The organism is Lysinibacillus sp. JNUCC 51 (assembly GCF_015999525.1).
Lineage (GTDB): Bacteria > Bacillota > Bacilli > Bacillales_A > Planococcaceae > Lysinibacillus > Lysinibacillus xylanilyticus.
The window spans coordinates 2193579-2216624 of record NZ_CP065545.1 but is presented as its reverse complement, the minus strand read 5'-3'; the positions used below and the strand labels follow the sequence as shown (position 1 = coordinate 2216624).

The 23046-nt window shown below is 38.6% G+C and carries 17 protein-coding genes and 1 riboswitch; of the genes, 10 read left to right on the top strand and 7 right to left on the bottom strand.

The window, feature by feature from the left end:
* Nucleotides 1-10: 10 nt before the first annotated feature.
* The 4 genes from JNUCC51_RS10650 to JNUCC51_RS10635 all read right to left on the bottom strand — a co-directional run bounded on the left by JNUCC51_RS10650 (nucleotide 11) and on the right by JNUCC51_RS10635 (nucleotide 4062).
* Entirely contained in the window at nucleotides 11-1408 is a 1398-nt protein-coding gene (locus JNUCC51_RS10650) for a nucleoside recognition domain-containing protein (RefSeq protein ID WP_337991951.1), read from the bottom strand.
* Nucleotides 1380-2105, bottom strand: a complete 726-nt coding sequence (locus tag JNUCC51_RS10645) for a FeoB small GTPase domain-containing protein (protein WP_337991950.1) — start codon at nucleotides 2103-2105, stop codon at nucleotides 1380-1382. The genes JNUCC51_RS10650 and JNUCC51_RS10645 overlap by 29 nt, the downstream gene beginning before the upstream one ends.
* Nucleotides 2102-2356 carry a FeoA family protein gene (locus JNUCC51_RS10640; protein WP_337991949.1) on the bottom strand — a complete coding sequence of 85 codons (255 nt, stop codon included), beginning with the start codon at nucleotides 2354-2356 and terminating at the stop codon, nucleotides 2102-2104. Before JNUCC51_RS10640 ends, JNUCC51_RS10645 begins: the two co-directional genes overlap by 4 nt.
* Nucleotides 2357-2760: 404 nt before the next feature.
* Nucleotides 2761-4062 carry a hypothetical protein gene (locus JNUCC51_RS10635; protein WP_337991948.1) on the bottom strand — a complete coding sequence of 434 codons (1302 nt, stop codon included), beginning with the start codon at nucleotides 4060-4062 and terminating at the stop codon, nucleotides 2761-2763.
* Between the two features lie 427 nt (nucleotides 4063-4489).
* Here JNUCC51_RS10635 and JNUCC51_RS24810 point away from each other — a divergent pair, with 427 nt between their 5' ends.
* From JNUCC51_RS24810 to hepT, 3 genes are read left to right on the top strand one after another with little or no spacing between them, the layout of a single operon-like run.
* On the top strand, nucleotides 4490-4600 hold the full coding sequence (locus JNUCC51_RS24810; protein WP_443136998.1) for a nucleotidyltransferase domain-containing protein: 111 nt from the start codon (nucleotides 4490-4492) through the stop codon (nucleotides 4598-4600).
* A gap of 60 nt (nucleotides 4601-4660) precedes the next feature.
* Complete coding sequence (locus JNUCC51_RS10630) at nucleotides 4661-4828, top strand: hypothetical protein (RefSeq protein ID WP_337991947.1); 168 nt, start codon at nucleotides 4661-4663, stop codon at nucleotides 4826-4828.
* Nucleotides 4821-5219, top strand: coding sequence for a type VII toxin-antitoxin system HepT family RNase toxin (hepT, locus tag JNUCC51_RS10625; protein ID WP_337992219.1), 399 nt, complete (start codon nucleotides 4821-4823; stop codon nucleotides 5217-5219). The genes JNUCC51_RS10630 and hepT overlap by 8 nt, the downstream gene beginning before the upstream one ends.
* Before the next feature lie 67 nt (nucleotides 5220-5286).
* On the opposite strand, the gene JNUCC51_RS10620 is transcribed toward hepT, so the two are convergent.
* On the bottom strand, nucleotides 5287-7194 hold the full coding sequence (locus JNUCC51_RS10620; protein ID WP_337991946.1) for an S-layer protein: 1908 nt from the start codon (nucleotides 7192-7194) through the stop codon (nucleotides 5287-5289).
* Between the two features lie 251 nt (nucleotides 7195-7445).
* Between JNUCC51_RS10620 and JNUCC51_RS10615 the strand changes: the two genes are divergently transcribed.
* The 3 genes from JNUCC51_RS10615 (at nucleotide 7446) to thiC (ending at nucleotide 13359) form a co-directional block, all read left to right on the top strand.
* Nucleotides 7446-9548 (top strand): methyl-accepting chemotaxis protein, encoded by a 2103-nt coding sequence (locus JNUCC51_RS10615; RefSeq protein ID WP_337991945.1) that lies wholly within the window; start codon nucleotides 7446-7448, stop codon nucleotides 9546-9548.
* Between the two features lie 144 nt (nucleotides 9549-9692).
* Nucleotides 9693-10622, top strand: a complete 930-nt coding sequence (locus JNUCC51_RS10610) for an AEC family transporter (RefSeq protein ID WP_268637899.1) — start codon at nucleotides 9693-9695, stop codon at nucleotides 10620-10622.
* A gap of 439 nt (nucleotides 10623-11061) precedes the next feature.
* Nucleotides 11062-11176: riboswitch (TPP riboswitch) on the top strand.
* Nucleotides 11177-11580: 404 nt separating this feature from the next.
* Complete coding sequence (gene thiC / locus JNUCC51_RS10605) at nucleotides 11581-13359, top strand: phosphomethylpyrimidine synthase ThiC (protein ID WP_337991944.1); 1779 nt, start codon at nucleotides 11581-11583, stop codon at nucleotides 13357-13359.
* A gap of 130 nt (nucleotides 13360-13489) precedes the next feature.
* On the opposite strand, the gene JNUCC51_RS10600 is transcribed toward thiC, so the two are convergent.
* Both JNUCC51_RS10600 and JNUCC51_RS10595 read right to left on the bottom strand, forming a co-directional pair.
* Nucleotides 13490-14995 carry a catalase gene (locus tag JNUCC51_RS10600; RefSeq protein WP_337991943.1) on the bottom strand — a complete coding sequence of 502 codons (1506 nt, stop codon included), beginning with the start codon at nucleotides 14993-14995 and terminating at the stop codon, nucleotides 13490-13492.
* Nucleotides 14996-15441: 446 nt separating this feature from the next.
* Nucleotides 15442-16887: a response regulator transcription factor gene (locus tag JNUCC51_RS10595; RefSeq protein ID WP_337991942.1), complete on the bottom strand. Its 1446-nt coding sequence runs from the start codon at nucleotides 16885-16887 to the stop codon at nucleotides 15442-15444.
* Between the two features lie 232 nt (nucleotides 16888-17119).
* Between JNUCC51_RS10595 and hutH the strand changes: the two genes are divergently transcribed.
* From hutH to hutI, 4 genes are all read left to right on the top strand, one after another.
* A complete protein-coding gene (gene hutH / locus JNUCC51_RS10590) occupies nucleotides 17120-18634 on the top strand; it encodes a histidine ammonia-lyase (protein ID WP_337991941.1) in 1515 nt (504 codons plus the stop codon).
* 159 nt (nucleotides 18635-18793) lie between these two features.
* Entirely contained in the window at nucleotides 18794-20065 is a 1272-nt protein-coding gene (locus JNUCC51_RS10585) for a YjiH family protein (RefSeq protein ID WP_337992218.1), read from the top strand.
* A gap of 15 nt (nucleotides 20066-20080) precedes the next feature.
* Nucleotides 20081-21751 carry a urocanate hydratase gene (hutU, locus tag JNUCC51_RS10580; protein ID WP_337991940.1) on the top strand — a complete coding sequence of 557 codons (1671 nt, stop codon included), beginning with the start codon at nucleotides 20081-20083 and terminating at the stop codon, nucleotides 21749-21751.
* Nucleotides 21748-23034, top strand: coding sequence for an imidazolonepropionase (hutI, locus tag JNUCC51_RS10575; RefSeq protein WP_337991939.1), 1287 nt, complete (start codon nucleotides 21748-21750; stop codon nucleotides 23032-23034). The genes hutU and hutI overlap by 4 nt, the downstream gene beginning before the upstream one ends.
* Nucleotides 23035-23046 lie beyond the last annotated feature (12 nt).

The following is a 23046-nucleotide window of genomic DNA, read 5'->3' as shown; positions in this document are numbered from 1 at the left end:
CCCTTCATCCTCAAACCCAACCAAAAGCACGAGCAATTGTTGCAGTTAGCCAAGTTACGCCAATGGCAATAACAGTTGGAATTAAAAATGACATAAATGTCCACTTTGGACTTTTTGTTTCTTTATAAATATTGACTAAAGTCGTTCCACAAGGGAAGTGTAGCAGAGAGAATAACATCATATTTAAAGCTGTTAGCCACGTCCAACCTTGGTCGATAAACACTTGTTTTAGTTTCGATAAATCCTCAATTTCTAGCATAGCTCCTTGAGATAAATACGCCATAATTAGGATAGGGATAACAATTTCATTGGCTGGTAGCCCAAGAATAAATGCAGCCATAATAAAGCCATCCATACCAAGAGCCTTACCAAACGGATCTAAAAAGTTAACAAAGTGCATTAGAATACTTGTATCACCAACATAAATATTAGCGAATACCCAAGTCAAAATAGAGGCAGGCGCTGCGACGATAACTGCTCTTTTTAATACATACCATGCTTTATCAAGACTTGCTCTTAAAATTGTATTCCAGAACTTTGGTTTTCGGAATGGTGGAAGCTCTAATGTGTAATGGGTTGGTACACCCTTTAAAGCTGTTTTAGAAAGAACCCAGGACACAGATAATGTCACAACGACACCTAACATAACAAATCCTATTAAAATACCCGCTGTTACAAGTGTACCTGTTGCACCTGAAAAACCAGTTACCATAAATAATGATGCTAATAAAATAAGTGTCGGCCATCTCCCGTTACAAGGAACAAAATTGTTCGTTAAAATGGCTAACATTCGCTCACGAGGAGATTCTATAATTCTCGTAGACAGGATAGCAGCAGCATTACAGCCGAAGCCCATTGCCATTGTTAATGATTGCTTCCCGTGTCCTCCTGCGCGTTTAAATAAACGGTCCATGTTAAATGCTACACGTGGAAGGTAGCCGTAGTTTTCTAAAAGAGCAAAGATAGGGAAGAATATTGCCATAGGCGGTAACATAACACTAATAACCCACCCGGTACCTCTAAACAACCCAAGTACCAAAATGCCGTGTAGCCATTCTGGTGCGTGCATTGTTTCAAAAAGAATTGTTAGCTTACCCTCTAGATAGCCAAATAAGCTTGCTATCATATCTGATGGTATGTTTGCGCCAGCAATAGTAATGTAAAAGATAGCCCCAAGCATGATAAGCATAATAGGGAATCCCCAAATGCGGGATGTGAAGATTTCATCTAATTTATCAGATCTGTACATGGCAGAGTGCTGCTGCGATACTACTTTTTTGCATAAAGATTTGCTTTTAGTATAAATATCACTAACGATTTCATCTCGAATATCCTCATTCGAAACTTCCTTTACTTCAGCTAAAATCCCCTTAAGTACACTATGATTTAACACTGACTGGGACTCCATTCGTTCTCACCTCGTGCTGTTTATTATTTTTATGATTTTGTAGTTTTAAAATCAATTCTTCATCACCATCAAGTAAGCGAAGGGCAATCCATCTCGATGGATATTTTTCATCAAAATAACCTTCTAATTTCGATTCTACCTTTGTAATGGCTTCTTCTATTTCTTTCGAATATTTCATACGATACGGAGTTGTAACAATTTGCCCCTTCACCAGTTGACTTAATGTATCGAGCAATCGATTAATACCTTTTTTATTTCTCGCCGATATTTTTACTACTGGGACGCCTAGCTCACGAGCCAATCTCTTGTCGTCAATTCGGATACCCTTTCTCTCAGCTTCATCTATTAAATTGATACAAATGATAACATTATTAGTCATTTCTAAAACTTGGAGTGCAAGATTTAAATTTCTCTCTAATGATGTTGCATCAAGCACAACAATTGTTGCATCCGGTTGGTCAAAAATAATATAGTCTCTTGCGACTTCTTCATCTGCTGAATTGGAAAATAGAGAATAGGTCCCTGGTAAATCTACGAGAATATATTGCTCTCCTTTGTGTTCAAAAGATCCTTCAGCATGAACAACCGTTTTCCCTGGCCAGTTCCCGGTATGCTGCTTCAATCCCGTTAATGTATTAAATAATGTGCTTTTACCTGTATTTGGGTTACCTGCTAAAGCTATTCTATTTACTCTCACTTTGTATTCCCCCTAACAATTTCGCCCAGAATCATAGAGCTTTCATCATGACGTAATGCAATCGTTGTATTGCTTACACGATAAGCAACAGGGTCTCCTAAAGGACTTTTACGAAGAACAGAGATTTCTGCTTCTTTTACAAAGCCTAAGTCCAATAATCTTCTTCTTAAAGGACCTTTAATGTTTATTTCTTTTATTAAAAAGCAATCTCCAAACGAGCATTCAGAAAGAGGTTTTAATGTCTTTTCCATACACATCTTTTATTCCTTTCTATAATAATATTTCCCGAACATCATATTGTTTCTCTAAGGAAACTTTAATAATGATTATGCCTGTTTTATGACAAATGTCAATAGTTTTCTGAAAACTTTAGAAAAATTGCGAAAACGGAGCATACTACTTAATCGGTTGTTGGACCAAGAAATGTTGAAAAAAGGGGAACTGTTTGGTGTGCCGAGAAGTTGGTGATGTAATGATAAAAAAGGTCCTCTTAATGATGTATTAGTGTAAGTAGGATTTCGTTACACGTGCCCATAGAGTTTTTGAAAGAAAAGTCTCTGCTTTGAAGAAGCGATGGTGGAGCAGAAAAAATACATATTAAAACCCTCTGCAAATAATAAAATATTGGCAGAGGGTCGTAATATCCACTAGTGGATTAATAATTAATTTGGAATGAACCAGGGGTATTTGTTTGAATGAAATGGCGATTTCCTTCTACTGTGTAATCAGCTGGCACTTGTTTGCCAGAGTCATAGGTACGAACGATGGAGGCATTCTGTGATAAATTATCGATAATGATTTCCATATTCGCCTCAAATTCAACTGGTTTTTTATTTAATGTTGCCTGGAATGTGATACGATTCGAACTTTTTGTAATTTTAATTTCCATAACACCAGTATCCTCATTAAGAAGAGTTCCTAGCGGTGGAATAATAACAGTCATATTGGATTTTGTTGTTAAAACGAAGCGCTCTGTATTATTTTCCGTGTCGGCAACGTTTATTTTTGCTGTATAGGTATTTTTGTTTTTAGTCATAGCAGTAATTTTACCAGGTACGGCTGCTGTATCCGATAAAATTGGCGTTTTTGTCCCGTTCCCTTTAGTCGGTAGATCATATTTTCCGTTTACAAAGTCTACTAAAGTCCAGACATTAGGCACAAGCTGCTGCTGCACAGGTGTTAAAGCCTCGAAGGCTGTTTTCGCTGCCTGCACATCTTGAGTAGTAGACGTTTTAGGCGATAAAGCTGCAATTGCATTTTCTACATCCTTAGCTGCCGCCTTATCCTTCGCAACAAGCTGTTCAGCATCTAATAATGTCTTTTCGATACCAGCCGGTAAATAGACGTATGTAAATCTGCGTAGTGCATTAAGCTCAGCTCTAGCATCAGCAACATCTTGATGGAAGGTAATGCGAGAAGAGTTTAATAATTGGATTTTATTGATTACTTTATCGACAGATGTATTAGGCGTGATGTAGGATGTCAGTATTTTTTGTGAATCCGCACTCACAAATGTCTTTTGCGCTGCATTTAACGTATTGTACCAATCTTTCGTTTCCATAACGTTTTGATAGTAATTGACAGAAGTTGGTTCTACTGAAGCTAATTTCTCATCAATTTGTTCAGCAAGCTTACGATACGCTACTCTCGTTTGTTGATGATTTGATAACGTTGAATAATTCGTGACATACTGTTTTTCCGTTTCAGTTAACTCATTGTAGGCCTTGATGGCTGCTTCTAAATTTGTTTGGAATGAAGAAGTTGTATCATTAATGTTTGAAATAAGTCGATCAACATTCGCAACTTTATAGTTGTAGTAATAAGTATTATTGTATATGTAAGCAGTTTTTACATGCCCTGTAATATCAGCAGCTGATGCTGACGTGGTAGGTGCAGTATAGATAAGTGAAGGGACCGCAACTAGGGCGAGTAAGGCTAGCTTTCTTTTGTTTTTCATAATACGGGAAACCTCCTATTTGGTTTTGGATAAGTGTGATGGCTAAATCATAGGATTTTTATCCTAGATGAAATCTTTGATTGCGTCGAGAATATCCTAATATATGTTGATAAACCAATTTTATCATATTAGGCTTCTTTTATGTATATTTTGAGTGAATAGGTAGATAGGTTGTGCATTTTTTAAAAACATTTTGTGTCTTATGTACTTATGGGCATATGAAAGGTAAGCAGATTCTTTTTTAATAGAGAGGGATAGAATCGCAAGAACGATTGATAGAACCTGTAAAGTGACGGTTAGAACCCTCATATTAAGGCGATAGTTTGTTATAATAATCCTAAGAAGAAGCGGGGGTGTTTTATTTGCAACGAAACTGGCAAAAGGTAGTTGTTGAAAAGCTGCCTCAGCTGTTAAACCAGCATTTGTTATTGTTTTTGGTTCTTATGCGCATGGCTCGGCACGTGAAGATAGTGATTTAGATATTGGATATTTTGCAGATAAATCTCTCTCAGGTTATGAACGTTTTCTATTAGCCTGAGAAATTGCACAGTCTTGTAATGTTGATGTTGATTTAATCGATATGAAGAAGGTTGATACCGTGTTTGCGGCACAAATTTTTTCAAGCGGTATGGTCATTGATTGTCAAGATGAAAACGCTTTTGTTAAAGAACGAATGAAGGCTCTATCAATGTATGTGACGTTAAATGAACAACGTGCGGGAATTCTGAAGGCAATTGAAGAGAGGGGTAGTGTCTATGGTGAATAATGATGTTGTTCTAAATAAGATTGCAACCATTGAACACTGTGTGAACCGTGTTAAAGAGGTGTATGATGGTAATTCTGAGAATTTGCAAGACATCACGAAGCAAGATAGTATCATTTTAAATATTCAACGTGCGTGTGAAGCTAGTATTGATTTGGCTATGCATATTGTAAGTGATTTAAAGTTTGGTTTGCCTAAAACGAGTCATGAAGCATTCAAGTATCTAGAGGAAAACGATATCATTGACCATGCATTAGCTAAAAATTTAATGAATATGGTAGGGTTCCGAAATATAGCTGTGCACGATTATCAAGCCATTGATATACTCCAAGCAATTATCGAGAATCATTTAAGTGATTTTAAAACCTATGCAGAGGCGATATTGCTTATTTAAAAGAAACAACAGGCTATAGAGATTTTTTAGCCTGTTGTTTTTAAATTTAAAACGGATAAAAGAATTTTTATCGTTGTTTACCTGGACTTTGGACATCATTATAGATGGTGATGGCCTTGTTTAAACTGTTAATAGCATCTGTCACCTCGTATGAAGAAGCATAGTAGTTATTAACAATAGATTGAGCGTGTTGAACTGCTTTTTCTAGGTCACGTTTTTCTCGTTCAGTAGTCCATAGTTCATAATAGGGGATATCGGTGCCATCTCCATTTGCAGAAACTTTTACATACTGAACCGAATTAATGAGTGATTGTAGCCAAGATTTATCAACGTAATGCCAAGAATTCACACCCGATTTATAATTACTCCTATATGTTGAAATAGCATTATTTAAATAATAATATGCAGACGAAATATCTGATAGAGACGAAGAGCTATTGTTTGCAATATTTTGTGCGTATGAAACGGCAGAAACTAGAGCGTCTTTTTCACTTTGCGTCGTCCAAATTACATAGGAGGATAATTCAGATCCATTCACAGAAACGGTTACATACTGAACAGAGTTAATAAGTGATAAAAGGGCAGATCGATCGACATTATATTGATAAGTGCCATATTTTTGTACATTCTTATACACTGTGATAGCGTAGTTTAAATTGCTAATTGCATTTGTGATATCATACTGAGTTGCATAGTTATTATTTACAACAGACTGTGCAGATGAAACGGCAGAGGTTAGAGCATCCTTCTCACTTTGCGTCGTCCAAGGTTCATAAGAAGCTACATCATTACCATTGTTCCAGGAAACCTTTACATACTGAACAGAATAGATCATCGATTGTAATGAAGACTTATCCCCATAAACATATTTTGTTCCGTTTTTTTGCGCAGCTTGATAAACGTTTAAGGCAATTCTGTACTGTGTAATAGCATTGTTTACTTGTTCCTGAGAGGCGTTGGAATTATAAATTACTGCTCTTGCATTGCTTACAGCAGATTCGAATGCTGTTCGTTCAGCTTGCGTTGTCCATTTTTCAGTTGTTAAAACGTCATATCCGTTAAAAGATACTGCAACGTACGGAGGTGAAGCTACTAAATTACTTAGCTCCGTTTTATTTAAAACAGGTAATGTCACAGAGGCTTTTTTATCATCCACCTGCACTTTGTTAATTAGATGCCCTGAATTTAATGCCACCTTTTCCCCATGTTTGACAACCACTTGCTCAATTTTACCTTTTCCGTAAAGGCTAAAATCTTTCTCAACATCAATTGTAAGCTTATCAACATTGGCTGTAACTTCAAATGCTGTAACTTTACCAACTACTTCAATTTTTGAAATAGCTTTATCAGAAGTGACATTTACTTTAGTGCGCTTTAAGTTAATATTTGGAGATTTAATATCTTTTAGAGAAACATTTAACCAATTAATATTTCGAATCAATACAGGTTTAAAAGTAAGTGTATCTCCAATAGTAACGTCATCAATTGTAATTGCCTTCTTCACACGATTAGTTACAATAAGCTCATCTTTAATAGTTACATTTTGAACTTTTACATAATCCGCATTTACAGTTAGGCTCCCTTCAATTTGTGCGTCACCACCATCAAAATATACCGCATTATTTTTTGTACCAGCTTTAGTTAATGTTAGTGCTGTAACGCTTGTAATTTCGCCGTTTTTTACGACAATTGTAGCTTGGGCATTCTTCAATGCAGTACTATTCTCTGTATTAAAAAGAGGCATCAGTGACTGACTAATTTTAAATTGGCCATTGGATGTAAGTACTTTATCTTTAGTGATACTGGTAATGGTAACGGTTTGCCCCTTTGTTTTGGCTGAAGCCACTTGTGCATCAATTTGAATTGAGTGGTTTAAAGATGAAACATTTGAAGCAGCGTTTGCATGTGAAACTGGCAAAACTAAGGTTACTGTAATAGATGTTGCCAAAAAAGCTGATAACGCTTTATTCTTCAAGTTAATCACTCCGATCATAGTATTTTGTAGATAATATATCATATATTTCAATATTATAGTATATAATGGGTATGTTTTACTAGATAACCAAATTGATGGATAATTAGTCCTTTTTTTATGCGGTTTGGATTTTCGGTATATTTACATTTAAATTCTCTTTAAAACGGCAAAATTCTACTTGGTTTGTTAAATATCTTATTGTGATACGACCTGCCATCCATTATCATTATGTATAAAAATGGGGTGTTGTGATGGGGAAATCTAGGAGTATTGCTTTCAAGCTATCGGCTCTAATTATAGGGCTATTTTTAGTATTATTTATTACATATACCGTTATTGTAGGCGTTATTTTGAAGAATCAAAGTGTTGATGATGCAGAAAGTGCAACATTGGAAAATGCTGAGTATTCGGCAGCAAAGATGAGTGAACGCTTTAAAAAAGTAAACACGACTTTACTTACGACGAAACGTATAGTTGAGGGTATGGAGAAAAAAGGCAAGCTTTCCGCAGAAGACATAATAGATATGATGGAAACTAACTTAGTTAATAATGAAGATTTACTTGGTGTAGGAGCTGTTTTTGAAAAGAATTCTACAAATATAGAACCGACTATAAATTCTACTTTAGTGGATTCAAAAAATCGCTTTATACCTTATTTAAGTAAGGATGGAAATGGAATAAAAACGAATTCTCTTGAAGGTATCGAAGACAAAAGCATTTCCGAATGGTATTGGATACCAAAAGAAGAAGGGAGATCCGTTCTAACAGAACCGTATGATTATAAAATAAATGGGCAAACAGTACTAATGACAACGATTGCTGTTCCGTTAGTTGATGCTTCGGGGTCAATTTTTGGCACATTGACGGCTGATATAGCTATTGATTATTTAAAAGGATTAACAGAGTCGGTAAAACCGGATGGTGGCTATGCAGCTATTATTACTAATAATGGAGTTTTAACTGCAAATAGCTTTGGTGAGTCATTAGATGGGTTAAAAATGCAAGATAATTTGGATTGGACAAGCATTAAACAAACAATGGATAGTGGCGAGCTAAAAAGTATGTATTTGGGTTCCGAAGAGCTTAAGGAAAATTCATTTAACGTTTTTGCTCCGATGAATTTAGATGGAATTGATGAAACATGGACTGTACAATTAGTGCTACCAAAATCCAAAATATTAGAAACTTATAATCATGTGCTTGTTTTTACTATCATAGCGTCAATTATTATAGTCGTTTTAATGACCGTCGCTAGTGCATTGTTTATCTATAAATTACTGAAGCCATTAAAGTTTTTACGTACTTCTATTGAAACAGCAGCGGATGGGGATTTAACTCAAAAAGTTGATGATAAATATATTAAGCCTGATGAGATTGGTGCTGTTGCATTAGCTTATAATAATATGTTGGATCAAACGAATAGCGCCATTCAAACGGTGCTGAATGCTACGACATTACTTAATCAATCATCAAATCATGTTCATGAGGCGTTTAATGAAATAGTTGCTTCAAGTCAAGAAGTCTCAGTAGCTATTAATGAAATTGCACAGGGAGCATCAAAGCAATCTGAGGATACAGAAGAAACCAATTATCGAATGATTGATTTATCCGATCAAATTGATACTATTACAACGCTTTCAAATGAAATGGACGAGCTGTCGAATAAAACGAAAGCAACCACAGACAAAGGAATGAAAGAAGTCGAAAGCTTACGTGAACGTAATTCAGAAACGAATGTAATGAATGGACGTATTCAGCAGCAAATGGAATCATTGGCGTCTAATATTGCCAATATCAATCAAATTATAGCGTCTATTCAGGGTATTACTGAGCAAACAAATCTATTAGCCTTAAATGCAAGCATAGAAGCTGCTCGTGCTGGTGAACATGGTAAAGGTTTTGCAGTTGTCGCTGAGGAGGTACGAAAGCTAGCAGAGCAATCCAGGAATGAAACAGAGGTTATTAAACAAACGGTAGACAGCATTCTTAAAAATTCTCAGCAAACAGTTGCTGTCATTGCCTCAAACGCGGGCTTAATACAAGCTCAAAATGAGTCAGTACAAAGCACAGAGGTTGCATTTAAAGAAAATAGTGAGCTTTCTAGTTCTATTGCAACGTCAATTAGTGAGTTAATGATTAAACTTTCTCATATGTTAGAGCATAAAAATCAAGCGATTATGGCAATCCAAAGTATTTCTGCTATTTCTGAGGAGACTGCTGCATCTGCAGAACAGGTAAGTGCATCTTCTATTGACCAACAAGCGGAACTACAAAAGGTTGCAGAGTCCATCAATAATATGAACGAAATTTCAAAAGAATTACAAGAGGTCATTAATCGCTTTAAACTTGCTTAATGGAATTATATGAAAGACTGCGTCAATATTTTTGAGGTAGTCTTTCTTTTTTTATGGTAAAAGAATGGCTATGAGTTAACTATGAAGTACATTGACCGAGCATAAAAACAGCACTACTATAGGAGAGGGAGGGGGGACATCGCTATGGTGTATCTCGGTATGATATTTTTTCAAATTGTAGCTCCGATTTTAGTGCTTCTAGTGCTTGGTGCAGTTTTACAAAAGAAATTCCGCTTTAATTTAAAGGCATTATCTCAACTTATTACATATTGCTTCATGCCAGCAGCTGTTTTTGTGAATTTATATGAAACGAGTATAGAGCTGTCTGTGCTTGGGGAAGTTGCGTTATTTATTCTACTCTTTATCGGAAGCCAAATGGTGCTTAGTCACTTTCTAGTAAAGGGACTCGGTTTAGAAAAAACAGAGGCGGCAGTGTTTAAAAATAGTGTTGTCCTAATTAATTCAGGTAACTATGGTATTCCGGTGGCACAAATGATTTTCGTGACCCAGCCGATTGGAGTAGCGATTCAGGTCATTCTCGTTATATTTCAAAATATGACGACCTATACTTACGGCTTGTACAATTTAATTTCTTCAACAAAATCGGGCATGTCTATTTTGAAAGACTTCCTCAAAATGCCTATAATTCATGCACTTATTATTGGTGTTGCCATGAACTATTTTAATATCGCTATTCCGCAGTTTGTAAAAATTCCAATAGACCATGTGGCAGATGGCTTTATCGCTGTTGCATTAATAACTTTAGGGGCGCAACTATCACAGCTTGAAATCAAATCCATGTTTAATAAGCTTGTATTCATTAGTTGTTTTACACGACTAATCATAGGGCCAGCTGTAGCATTGTTAATCATTTTTGCGCTTGGTCTTGATGGTGTCGTGGCACAATCACTTTTTATAGCTAGTTCGTTCCCGACATCAAGAAATAGCTCTAGTCTGGCATTAGAATATGACGTAGAATCGGCAACTGCTGCACAAACTGTTTTGTTTTCAACGATTGTGAGCTGTATTACAGTGACGATTGTGATTTACGTAGCGGAGCTGTTGTTCACCTAACTGCTGGGTGTTATTCGGAATAAGATAGGGTGACAGCCCATCTTGAGTAAGTGGCTATCCTTCTGATATTTTAAAATAGGCTAATCATTAAAAAGTTAGGGATCATATGTTTAAAAACGTATTTAATGTAAATAGTTTGATTGGAGTGGAGGATGGGTGACTCCTTGGGGATTAGCGAATAGAGGAACGAAGGCTAAAATCATCACGTCCTGTGATAACGCCTTCGTGACCAACATCGTGTTGGCCCGAGACTCTGGAGCGAAGCGAAGCGGCTCATCGGACGCCCCCAGGAAGCTCTGCTCTGCGCGAAAGCGAAGCGACAGCAACAAAGCGCCCAGCCGGAACGGAAATCAACCACACGTTTTAATGATAAGCCAAAAATAATCAAATGAAGCTTCCATCTCTTAGCAATATCTGCTACACTATCATCAAACTTAATAGTATTAACTAGGGGAGTCTGATGAGTCAGGCTGAGAGGGAAACGCATAGAGGTTTCTTGACCCTTTGGACCTGATCTGGCTCATACCAGCGTGGGAAAGTTAACCATTATTGCAACCATGTTATTTGCAATAACTATACCTTTACATTCTTAGCCGGATCCAAATTTTTTTTTGGATTCGGCTTTTGTCTTCATTCAGCGAAAGAGTCCTATCTTTGAAGGTGATGAGATGAATGTGGTTAAGATTCCTTATCAGTGGGTGCCAAACACCTGCTGAAAATAGAGGAACTCAGTCTAAGAACGCCAAGTCCTGTGGCAACGACTGAGTGACCAACATCATGCTGCTGACGCTATGCTTTCGCGCAAAAAACATCTGTTGGCCTAAAGCCTCCGGCGGATGTCACGGATTTTCAAAGGAATGAAATGTGCGGGCACAATTACGCCAAGGCGAAATTGATTTTCTGTTGGGGTGAGCTAGATTCGGTCCTTGTATAAATGTAAAAGGGAGCGAAGTAGTTTATGACAACAGTTAGCGACAAGAATATTACGATTATGTCAAGTTTTGAAGGAAGTAAAAAAGTTTATGTAGAAGGTTCTCGACCAGATATTTTAGTGCCAATGCGTGAAATTGGTCTAAGTCCAACGACAGGAAGCTTCGGTGAAGAGGAAAATGCGCCAGTACGTGTTTATGATACGAGTGGCCCGTACACTGATCCTGCTTATAAAGTGGATATTACGAAAGGATTGCCAGCTTTACGTAGTGCATGGATCAAAGAACGCGGTGACGTTGAAGAATACGAAGGTCGAACTATCAAGCCAGAAGATAATGGATTCCGCAAAGCGGATGATCCACGAATGAATGAAAATGTTTTTCCGGATTTATCTAGAAAGCCTTTGCGTGCGAAGAAAGGTAAAAATGTAACACAGCTTCACTATGCACGAAAGGGAATTATTACTCCAGAAATGGAATTTGTGGCGATTCGTGAAAATATGGATCCAGAATTTGTGCGTTCAGAGATCGCGGCAGGACGTGCTATTTTGCCATCAAATATTAATCACCCTGAGGCTGAGCCAATGATTATTGGACGTAACTTCCACGTGAAAATTAACGCCAATATTGGAAATTCAGCGGTGTCATCCTCTATTGCAGAAGAGGTAGAGAAAATGACGTGGGCTACACGCTGGGGTGCTGATAACATTATGGATTTATCTACTGGTAAGCATATTCATACGACACGTGAATGGATTATCCGTAATGCCGCGGTGCCAGTAGGGACAGTGCCGATTTATCAAGCGCTAGAAAAAGTAAATGGTGTGGCAGAGGATTTAACGTGGGAGGTGTATCGTGATACGTTAATCGAACAGGCTGAGCAAGGTGTTGATTACTTCACGATTCATGCAGGGGTATTGCTACGCTATGTGCCATTAACGGCTAATCGTGTAACAGGCATAGTGTCTCGTGGGGGCTCGATTATGGCGCAGTGGTGTTTATATCACCATCAAGAGAGCTTCTTATATACTCATTTTGAGGAAATCTGCGAAATTATGAAAACCTATGATGTTGCCTTCTCTTTAGGTGATGGTTTACGTCCGGGTTCAATAGCAGATGCAAATGATGAGGCTCAATTTGCAGAGTTGGAAACGCTAGGGGAATTAACGCAAATTGCCTGGAAGCATGATGTACAGGTGATGGTAGAAGGACCAGGGCATGTACCGATGCATCTTATTAAAGAGAATATGGACAAGCAGTTAGAGGTGTGTAAGGAAGCTCCTTTCTATACTTTAGGGCCACTGACAACAGATATTGCTCCTGGCTATGACCATATTACATCGGCAATTGGTGCTGCGATGATAGGTTGGTTTGGTACGGCAATGCTATGTTATGTGACGCCTAAAGAGCATCTAGGCTTACCAAATCGTGAGGATGTTCGTGTAGGAGTTATTACGTATAAAATTGCTGCACACGCTGCAGATTTAGCGAAAGGGCATCCGGGAGCACAGCAGCGTGACGATGCACTCTCTAAGGCGCGCTTTGAATTCCGCTGGCGCGATCAATTCAATCTTTCGTTAGATCCAGAGCGTGCAGTCGAATACCATGATGAAACGCTGCCTGCAGAAGGGGCAAAAACTGCGCACTTCTGTTCAATGTGTGGACCTAAGTTTTGTAGTATGAGAATCTCGCAGGATATCCGTAATTATGCAAAAGATCAAGACCTAAATACGACTGAAGCGATCCACAAAGGTATGCAGGAAAAGGCTGAGGAATTTAAAAAGGCAGGCAGTCAAATTTATCAATAATTATCAAAGGGCTTGTGTCTATCAAATTAGGCACAAGCTTTTTTGTCGTTAAGATAAAAAAGCTCCATGTGAAGTTGTGCCCTTCACATGGAGTAGAAAGTTGGATTTGGATATCAATAATAGTGGAAAATTAGACGTTAGTTGGTTGTTTTACGTATGGGTTTGAAAGATCTACGCCTTCTAATGAAAGACCCATAGCTTTTGCTACCCCTTCACCATATGCTGGATCAGCTAAATAGCAGTGAAGGATATGACGACGTTTGATGAACTCTTCAACTGACGCCATATCATTAGCAGTATTTTCGAATAGGCGTTGTTGCTCTTCGGCAGTCATTAGGCGGAATAATTTACCTGGTTGCTCGAAGTAGTTGTTGTCGTCTTCACGGAAGTCGTGGATACCAGCATTACCGTCAATACGTAATTCAGGCTCTTTGTAGTCTAGATTATGCTCCCATTCACCATAGCTATTTGGTTCATAGCCTAAAGTTGAACCAAGGTTGCCATCGAAACGCATAGCACCATCGCGGTGGAACGTACGGAATGGGCATTTTGGTGCGTTTACAGGAAGCATGTAGTGGTTCACACCTAAACGGTAGCGTTGTGCATCCGCATATGCAAAGATACGACCCTGTAACATTTTGTCTGGCGAGAAGCTGATACCAGGGATAATGTTAGAAGGGGCAAATGCAGCTTGCTCAACTTCAGCAAAGTAGTTGTCCGGGTTTTTATTTAACTCGAATTCACCCACAGGAATTAATGGGAAGTCTTTTTTATACCATACTTTTGTTAGATCAAATGGGTTATATGGTAATTTACGAGCTTGCTCCTCTGTCATTACTTGAATGTACATTTTCCATTTAGGGAAATCGCCTTTATCAATTGCATCATATAGATCGCGTTGTGAAGATTCGCGGTCGTTACCGATTACTTCATTAGCCTCAGCGCCAGTTAAGTTTTTAATGCCTTGCTCTGTGCGGAAGTGGAATTTAACCCATACACGCTCATTTTCAGCATTAATAAAGCTATAAGTATGAGAACCGAAACCATGCATATTGCGGTATCCAGCCGGAATACCACGGTCAGACATAACGATAGTTACTTGGTGAAGTGCCTCTGGTAATGAAGTCCAGAAATCCCAGTTTGAATTAGCGTTTTTCATATTTGTACGTGGGTCACGTTTTACTACGTGGTTTAAATCTGTAAAGTGTAAAGGATCACGGAAGAAGAATACAGGTGTGTTGTTACCAACTAAATCCCAGTTACCTTCTTCAGTATAGAACTTAAGTGCAAAGCCACGAATATCGCGCTCAGCATCTGCTGCACCACGCTCACCTGCAACTGTGGAGAAGCGTGCAAACATTTCAGTCTTTTTCCCAACTTCTGAGAAGATTTTTGCTTTTGTATATTTAGTAATATCATGCGTTACAGTGAAAGTACCGAATGCACCTGAACCTTTAGCGTGCATACGACGTTCAGGAATAACTTCACGGTTGAAGTTTGCTAATTTCTCAACTAGCCATACATCCTGAAGTAATAGAGGACCACGAGGACCTGCTGACATTGAATCATGGTTGCTTACTACTGGAGCGCCACCTGCTGTTGTAAATCGACGGCTACGATTATTTTCGTTTGTCATATTAGTTTACCTCCTGAAGAAAAAATTGTGAGTCAAACTCTTCATCAATAACTATAACAAATACAAACTAGAATTGCTAGTAAATTATAATTATTATTGTTAAAGAATTTATATATTAAGATATAAACTATAAATATATGCTAGATTTAAAGGGCTTATGAATAACTTTTACCAAAAATCTAGCTTTTTTAAACCATTTTCGAGAATTACTTAAAAATAAGTTATGGAGAAGAGGGCAATCGAGAATAAAAGAAATTAAAATGAACTCTTTCGTTTATTTATTCTTATTGAAAATGGAATATGATAATTGAAAAAAGTAATTAATTACAGTAACAGTGAATCACTCTTTGGGAATCACCAGCTATCGTTGAGATTCCGAAAAGATAAAGCCTTCATCTACTATGCTTTCGCACAAGCTCCCAGCTGGAACGGAAATCACCCTCATGTTACGTTTTACGATAACGATGAGGGGTAATTCCGATGTGCTGTTTAAAAATTTTAATGAAGTAATTCGAATCATCGAAACCATTTAAATATGCAATTTCGCTAATAGCAAAATCTGTTTCTACAAGCATCTTTGTGGCATTTTGAATTCGGACCTGCTGTAGATAGCGTTTAAATGGCAAGCCTTGCTTCTTTGAAAAAATCGTACTTAAATAATTGGGGCTAATCCCTAATTTATGGGCAACGAAAGGTAAAGATAACCCGCTATCCTGAAATTGCTGGTCGATTATTTCTATGGCCAGCTCTACATAGTCAGCCCGTTTTTCTATTCGTGCCTCATTAGCTAATTCAATTAGTCTTTGTGTAAATGAGATGATGCCATTTAGAATGGTATAAAATATAGGATGCTCGATAATTAAATGAAAAAGCTGACGGTAATTTTGTTCAATAGCAGCTTTCTCATGTAATTTATACTTCAGCATAAAGCGCCGAATTTGCGCCAAAACACTCGTTAGATGAATACGTAAGTCATCTTGCTTGTAATAAACTCCTTCATTAGATAGTCGATATAAAAATGCTTTGACGGCTTCGATATTCCCGTCCTCTAAACTACTTATTAGTAATTGCTGCTCTTCAGGCGTTAGTAATGGATCGAAGGTCTGTGTCTCCAATTGTTTACTAGCATAAAAAATATGTCCATAGCCTTCGTAAAAGCTTTGATGAAGTGCACGTTTTGTTAAGGTATACATATTCTTCATGGTGGTCGGTTCCCCATCATAAACCCCAATATTTAAAGAGCTATTATTTGTTAATCGCCATTCCTTCATTAATGTACGAACATCCTTCTCTAAATCATTCGTTTGGAATAGACATACAATTTTTTCTGATAAAGGATAAATTCTCATACTAGAATAAATAGGAGTTTGCTGAAGCCAGTTGTATAGTTTGTTAAACATTTCGGAATGCTCAGGCTCGATCATTGTGAAATGTATATTTGTTTCTAGGGAACTAGTTTTACTATCTAAAAATAATTGATAGTAAAAGGATTCATCTGTAGCTTCTTGATACACTGCTTCTGCTTTGGTTGTCCGAAGAGAAATAGCAGTGAGCTTTTGCTTTAATACTTCTAAATCAATTGGTTTAACGAAGAGATGTGCGACCTGTAAATCAATTGCCTTTAATGCATTTTTAAACAAGGGCTCTGTCGTCATAGCTAAAATAGTCCCTGAATGCTTTTGTAAAACGCGATAAAGTGCAATTAAACGATTATTTGAGAATAGGTCAATATTTAGCAGTATCACCTCAGGCTCAAACTGTTGAATACTTTGAAGTGCCTCATTAATAGTCGTACCTATTTCTATAGTTACATCCCCAGGGAAATATGTATGTAAAAACCAACGAATTCCTGAAAGGTCAGTAGAGTCCCTGTCAATTAATAACAATTTCAAAACTGTAAACCTCCTTAAAATTATCTAGTTTCGTATAAAAATACTATTATATTATTAAAATAACAAAAATTCTGAAATAATTCATGTTTTCTCTTTTAAAATTCCCTATTTTCTGAAAAAAGTAGTTAGTACAATGTAGTTAGTGTAAGTGTTATTTAACTTTTATAGCGATAGCGAAATTGATTAAAAACATTTTTACATAGCTCTAAGGAAACAGGGGGATGTCATTATTATGAAGTCTATTATCGAACTTGATGGCAAGACATTAACAAGACAGCAAATAGGGGAAATTGTAGACGGTAGTGCTACGGTAGCGCTTTCTCTAGACAGTGTGGAGCGTATACGTTTAAGTAGGGAGCGAATTGAAAAGCGTTTAGCTGAGGGGCAAACGATATATGGTGTGAATACAGGCTTTGGAAAGCTTAGTAATATAAAGATTGAAGAGGATGACATTGAACTTTTGCAGTTGAATTTATTGCGTTCAGATGCAACAGGTGTTGGAGTACCGTTCCCGACAGATGTTGTACGCGCCATGATGATTTTACGTGCCAATGCTTTAGCACGAGGTTTTTCAGGAATTCGTCTGGAAACAGTGCAACTGCTATTGGAATTTATTAATAAGGGAGTGCATCCGATTGTACCATCTCAAGGTTCGGTTGGAGCAAGTGGAGATTTAGCGCCGTTATCACATTTGGCTTTAGTACTAGTAGGTGAAGGTAAGGCGGAGTTTAATGGAGAGATTATGAGCGGCAGTGCAGCGTTACAGCAAGCTGGGCTAACTCCTGTCCGACTACAAGCTAAAGAGGGGCTAGCGCTTGTAAATGGTACACAAGCAATGACGGGTATCGGAGTTTTAACAGTCAATGAGGCAGAGCGTATGGGGTTAGCGGCAGATATGGCAGCGAGTTTAACGCTTGAGGCACTTAAGGGGATTACTTCCGCATTTGATCCAGCACTTTTGGCGGTAAGGCCGCATCCGGAATTAGAGCTTGTTGGCGGACGAATCCGTAAGTGGCTTGATGGAAGTAAGCGAGTGACAAAGCAAGGTGAAATTCGCATGCAGGATGCTTATTCACTACGTTGCATTCCGCAAGTGCATGGTGCTTCATGGCAGTCGTTTTTCTATGCTCAGGACCGTGTGCAAACTGAAGTGAATGCAACGACAGATAATCCGATTGTTTTAGAAAGTGGAGAAGTATTGTCTGGTGGGCATTTCCACGGTCAACCAATTGCGTTAGCTATGGACTTTTTAAAAGTTGGTGTAAGTGAGTGGGCTAATATTTCAGAGCGACGTACAGAACGCATGGTTAATCCACAGCTTAATGAAGGTTTGCCACCATTTTTAGCAACAAATCCAGGTATTGAATGTGGACTAATGATTGCTCAATATACAGCGGCATCTATCGTATCTGAAAACAAAGTATTAGCACATCCTTCAAGTGTGGATTCTATTCCGACATCAGGTAACCAAGAGGATCATGTGAGCATGGGTACAACATCCGCTCGCCAAGTACGTCAAATCGTACACAATGCTGCTCGCGTCATTGCGATAGAAATGATTTGTGCATCACAGGCTATTCATTTAGATAAAGCAGAAGATCAGTTATCTCCAACAACTCGAAAGTTTTTAGAAAAAGTGCGTGAATTTTGCCCGCCGTTGTTAGCGGATCAACCAATTGGCGATGAGATTGAAGCGCTTTCGCAATTTTTATTAACGAGTGATGTTCTATTGAATGAGTATGTGTAAACCATATGGTGATAGCTTCCTAGGGAAAATTAAGAAAATCCTTTAACTTGTTCGGATGACTTGGAAATTTCTTTGAGGAGAAGTACTTACAGGGGGGATAGGGTGGAATTTCAACAACAAGAGCTGAGGCAAGACTCGCAATTTCGAGTCTCCTCCGCTATGAAGATGATTGCGTGCAGTTTAGTCGGAATATTCAGTTTCTTCATATCGTTTGAGTGGCAAGGTAAGAGTACCATTTTAATTGATCACATAGTGAATTTTGTTCGCACCGAAGTACCACTACTTGTAACTGTATATGTACTTATAATGCTTGTAGGCGGAGCGGTTCATCCATTCCTTACTAAGAAGTGGAATAAGTCGATAGTCAATATTGTATTGTCAATTTTTAAAGTGGGCGGTATGGTTGCCGGGATATTATTAATTTTCAATATAGCACCTGCATGGTTAGCGAATGAAAGTATCGGTCCGTATTTAATGGAGAAGCTTATTAAACCGGTAGGGGTACTAATCCCGATTGGATCTTTGTTTTTAGCACTTCTAGTAAGCTATGGGTTGCTTGAATATATCGGCGTTTTAACACAGCCGTTTATGAAGCCTATTTTTAAAACACCGGGACGTTCAGCAGTGGATGCGGTTGCCTCATTTGTCGGTAGTTATTCGGTTGGCTTACTTTTAACGAACCGTGTTTATATGGAAGGTCGCTACACAGCAAAGGAAGCCGCGATAATTGCAACGGGTTTCTCGACTGTATCAGCAACGTTTATGGTCGTTATTGCAAGTACGCTAGATATTATGCAGCATTGGAATGCGTTTTTCTGGGTGTCGCTCGTAGTAACATTTATAGTCACTGCGTTAACAGCGCGTATTTATCCACTACGTTCAATGAAGGATGAATACTACAAGGGCGCGACGCCGATGCCAGAAAAGATTGTAAAGAAGGACCGTTTTAAAGAAGCGTGGCGTCAAGCGATGGATGCAGTTGAGCAAAATCCACCTTTATCTAAAGTTTTATGGGCGAATCTAAAGGATGGCTTCATCATGGTGATGGGTGTTATTCCGTCGATTCTGTCAATTGGTCTGCTAGGAATTGTACTGGCAACATATACTCCAATTTTTGATTGGCTTGCATATATTTTTGTACCATTCACATATGTGTTGCAAGTTCCGGAACCATATTTAGCAGCGAAAGCGCTGTCATTATCGTTAGCAGAAGTATTTTTACCGGCACTTGTTGTCACGCAAGCAACACTTGTGACGAAATTTATTGTGGCAGTTGTATCAATATCGGCAGTATTGTTCTTTTCAGCCGTTATTCCACTTATTTTATCATCTGAAATTCCGTTGACATTGTGCCAAATTTTACTCATTTGGTTTGAGCGTGTCGTATTAACTTTAATCATCGTAACACCAATAGCATTTTTACTATTTTAAAGGAGCGTGTTTTTAATGGTAGTTAAAACAAATATTCGTGCACCACGTGGGAATGAATTAACATGTAAAGGTTGGACACAAGAAGCTGCAATGCGTATGTTAATGAACAATCTAGATCCTGAAGTAGCAGAAAATCCAGATGAGCTAATCGTCTATGGTGGGATCGGTAAAGCGGCGCGAAATTGGGAAAGCTATGAGCAAATTATTGCGTCTTTAAAAGAATTAGAGAATGATGAGACACTTCTTATTCAATCAGGAAAGCCAGTAGCTGTATTCCGTACACATGAACATGCACCACGTGTATTAATTGCGAATTCTAATTTAGTGCCAGCATGGGCAAATTGGGAGCATTTTTATGAGTTAGAGGACCGCGATTTAATGATGTACGGTCAAATGACGGCTGGTAGCTGGATTTATATTGGTGCGCAAGGGATTTTACAAGGAACATACTTATCATTCGTAGAGGCAGGTAAAAAAGTATTTGGCACGGCGGATTTACGAGGCAAATTCATCCTTACAGGTGGTATGGGTGGTATGAGTGGTGCACAGCCTTTAGCTGGGAAAATGGCTGGCGCTGTCATTTTAGTAGTCGAAGTGGATCGTGCTCGAATTGAACGTAAAATAAAAGAAGGCTACTGTGACTATCTTGTGGAGACGGTAGATGAAGCTATTGAATTAGTCAATAAACTACGTGACCAAAAAGAGCCTGCGTCAATTGGTCTTGTCGGCAACTGTGCAGACGTGAATCGTGAGTTATTGAACCTTGGAATTATTCCTGATTTTGTAACTGACCAAACATCTGCCCATGATCCGATAAATGGCTATGTACCAAATGGTATGACATTTGAGGAAGCACTTGAACTGCGTAAAAGTGATGTGAAAACGTATGAGCGAAGAGCAAAAGAGACGATGGCTGAGCATGTTCGTACAATGCTTGAATTTCAACAAGCAGGTGCAGAAGTATTTGATTACGGTAATAATATTCGCGCTTATGCCAAAGAAATGGGCGTAACAAATGCCTTTGATTTCCCTGGGTTTGTTCCAGCATATATTCGTCCTTTATTCTGTGAGGGGAAAGGGCCATTCCGTTGGGCTGCACTTTCAGGTGACCCTGAGGACATTTATAAAACAGATGCACTTGCTAAAGAAATGTTTGCTGAAGATAAAGGTCTTGTGAATTGGATTGATATGGCGCAAAAAATGGTTAAATGGCAGGGATTACCGGCACGAATTTGCTGGTTAGGCTATGGTGATCGTCATCGTTTCGCATTGAAGGTTAATGAAATGGTTGCTAGCGGTGAGCTATCAGGGCCGATTGTCTTTGGTCGAGATCATCTAGACTCAGGTTCAGTTGCTTCACCAAATCGTGAAACAGAGGGTATGCTTGATGGCTCTGATGCAGTATCAGATTGGCCAATTCTAAACGCACTTGTTAATACAGCGAGTGGTGCTAGCTGGGTAAGTGTGCATCATGGTGGTGGTGTAGGTATGGGTTATTCGCAACATGCTGGCCAAGTGTTAGTAGCGGATGGTTCTGAGCTAGCTGCTGAGAAGATTGCACGAGTGTTAATTTCAGATCCGGGAATGGGTGTTGTGCGTCACGCAGATGCTGGCTATGACATTGCCATTAATACAGCAAAGAACAAAGGTGTGCGTATACCAATGTTAAAGGATGATGCGAAGTGACAATTTTAATCAAAAACGCCAATGAAGTGATAACGTTAAAAAGTGCCGTACAAGGTCCTCGTACGAAGGGACAAATGGGTGACATTGCGGTAGTGGAAAACGGCAGTGTTTTAATGGAGGGAAATAGCATTATAGCAGTAGGTTCAATTGCACAGCTGGAAGTGGATTTCCCTGATCTTGTAAAGGTGGCTGATGTCATTGACGCCTCAGGTAAGATTGTTATGCCGGGTCTCGTCGATTGTCATACGCATTTAGTTCATGGAGGTACACGTGAGCAGGAGTTTAATATGCGACTCAATGGTGCCACATACATGGAAATTATGAATGCGGGTGGCGGGATTCATGCCACAACAAAGCGGACGCGAGAAACTAGTTTTGGTGATTTATATAGAAAAACTATGAATCATTTAGATGTGTTTTTAAAGCATGGTGTCACAACGGTTGAAGCAAAATCAGGCTATGGTTTAGATTGGGAAACTGAAAAGAAACAGCTTGAGGTAGCTAAGGAATTACAAGCTACACATGACATCGATGTCGTTAGTACCTTTATGGGGGCGCATGCGGTGCCACGTGACTATAAGGGACGCGAGGATGAATTTGTCGATGTAGTCATTCATGACATGCTGCCGAAAGTAGCTGAGCAAAACCTTGCTGAATTTAATGATGTATTTTGTGAAAAGGGTGTATTTACGCCAGAACAATCACGACGCATTTTAGAGGCCGGGAAAGCGTTAGGGTTAACATCGAAAATTCATGCAGATGAAATTGAGCCTTATAAGGGAGCAGAGCTTGCTGCGGAAGTAGGGGCAATTTCAGCGGAGCATTTATTAGTTGCTTCTGATGAAGGTATACAAAAAATGGCTGAGGCTGGCACGATTGCGGTGTTGCTACCTGGAACAGCATTCTTCTTACGTGCACCGTTTGCGAAGGGACGCCTAATGATTGATGAAGGGGTACCTGTAGCTATATCAACTGACTTTAACCCTGGTTCATCCCCAACGTTGAGTCTGCCGTTTATCATGAATTTAGCTTGTATGCATATGGGTATGACATTAGAGGAAGTGTTAACTGCTACAACAATTAATGCAGCATATGCACTTAACCGTGGACATCAAATTGGCTCTCTTGAAGCGGGTAAACAAGCCGACGTCATTATATTGGATGTTGCCAATTACAAGCAGTTACAATATTTCTATGGCATGAATCATACGAATACTGTAATTAAAAATGGTCGAGTTGTCGTACAGGATGGTATTCTTTTGAAAAACCAACTAGTGAATTAATAATACGAAAGG

Bases quoted from the DNA above. Each gene is read 5' to 3' on its own strand.
- JNUCC51_RS10650 (WP_337991951.1), bottom strand. From the start codon at position 1,408: ATGGAGTCCCAGTCAGTGTTAAATCATAGTGTACTTAAGGGGATTTTA.
- JNUCC51_RS10640 (WP_337991949.1), bottom strand. From the start codon at position 2,356: ATGGAAAAGACATTAAAACCTCTTTCTGAATGCTCGTTTGGAGATTGC.
- JNUCC51_RS10635 (WP_337991948.1), bottom strand. From the start codon at position 4,062: ATGAAAAACAAAAGAAAGCTAGCCTTACTCGCCCTAGTTGCGGTCCCT.
- JNUCC51_RS10615 (WP_337991945.1), top strand. From the start codon at position 7,446: ATGGGGAAATCTAGGAGTATTGCTTTCAAGCTATCGGCTCTAATTATA.
- JNUCC51_RS10610 (WP_268637899.1), top strand. From the start codon at position 9,693: ATGGTGTATCTCGGTATGATATTTTTTCAAATTGTAGCTCCGATTTTA.
- thiC (WP_337991944.1), top strand. From the start codon at position 11,581: ATGACAACAGTTAGCGACAAGAATATTACGATTATGTCAAGTTTTGAA.
- JNUCC51_RS10600 (WP_337991943.1), bottom strand. From the start codon at position 14,995: ATGACAAACGAAAATAATCGTAGCCGTCGATTTACAACAGCAGGTGGC.
- hutH (WP_337991941.1), top strand. From the start codon at position 17,120: ATGAAGTCTATTATCGAACTTGATGGCAAGACATTAACAAGACAGCAA.
- JNUCC51_RS10585 (WP_337992218.1), top strand. From the start codon at position 18,794: ATGAAGATGATTGCGTGCAGTTTAGTCGGAATATTCAGTTTCTTCATA.
- hutU (WP_337991940.1), top strand. From the start codon at position 20,081: ATGGTAGTTAAAACAAATATTCGTGCACCACGTGGGAATGAATTAACA.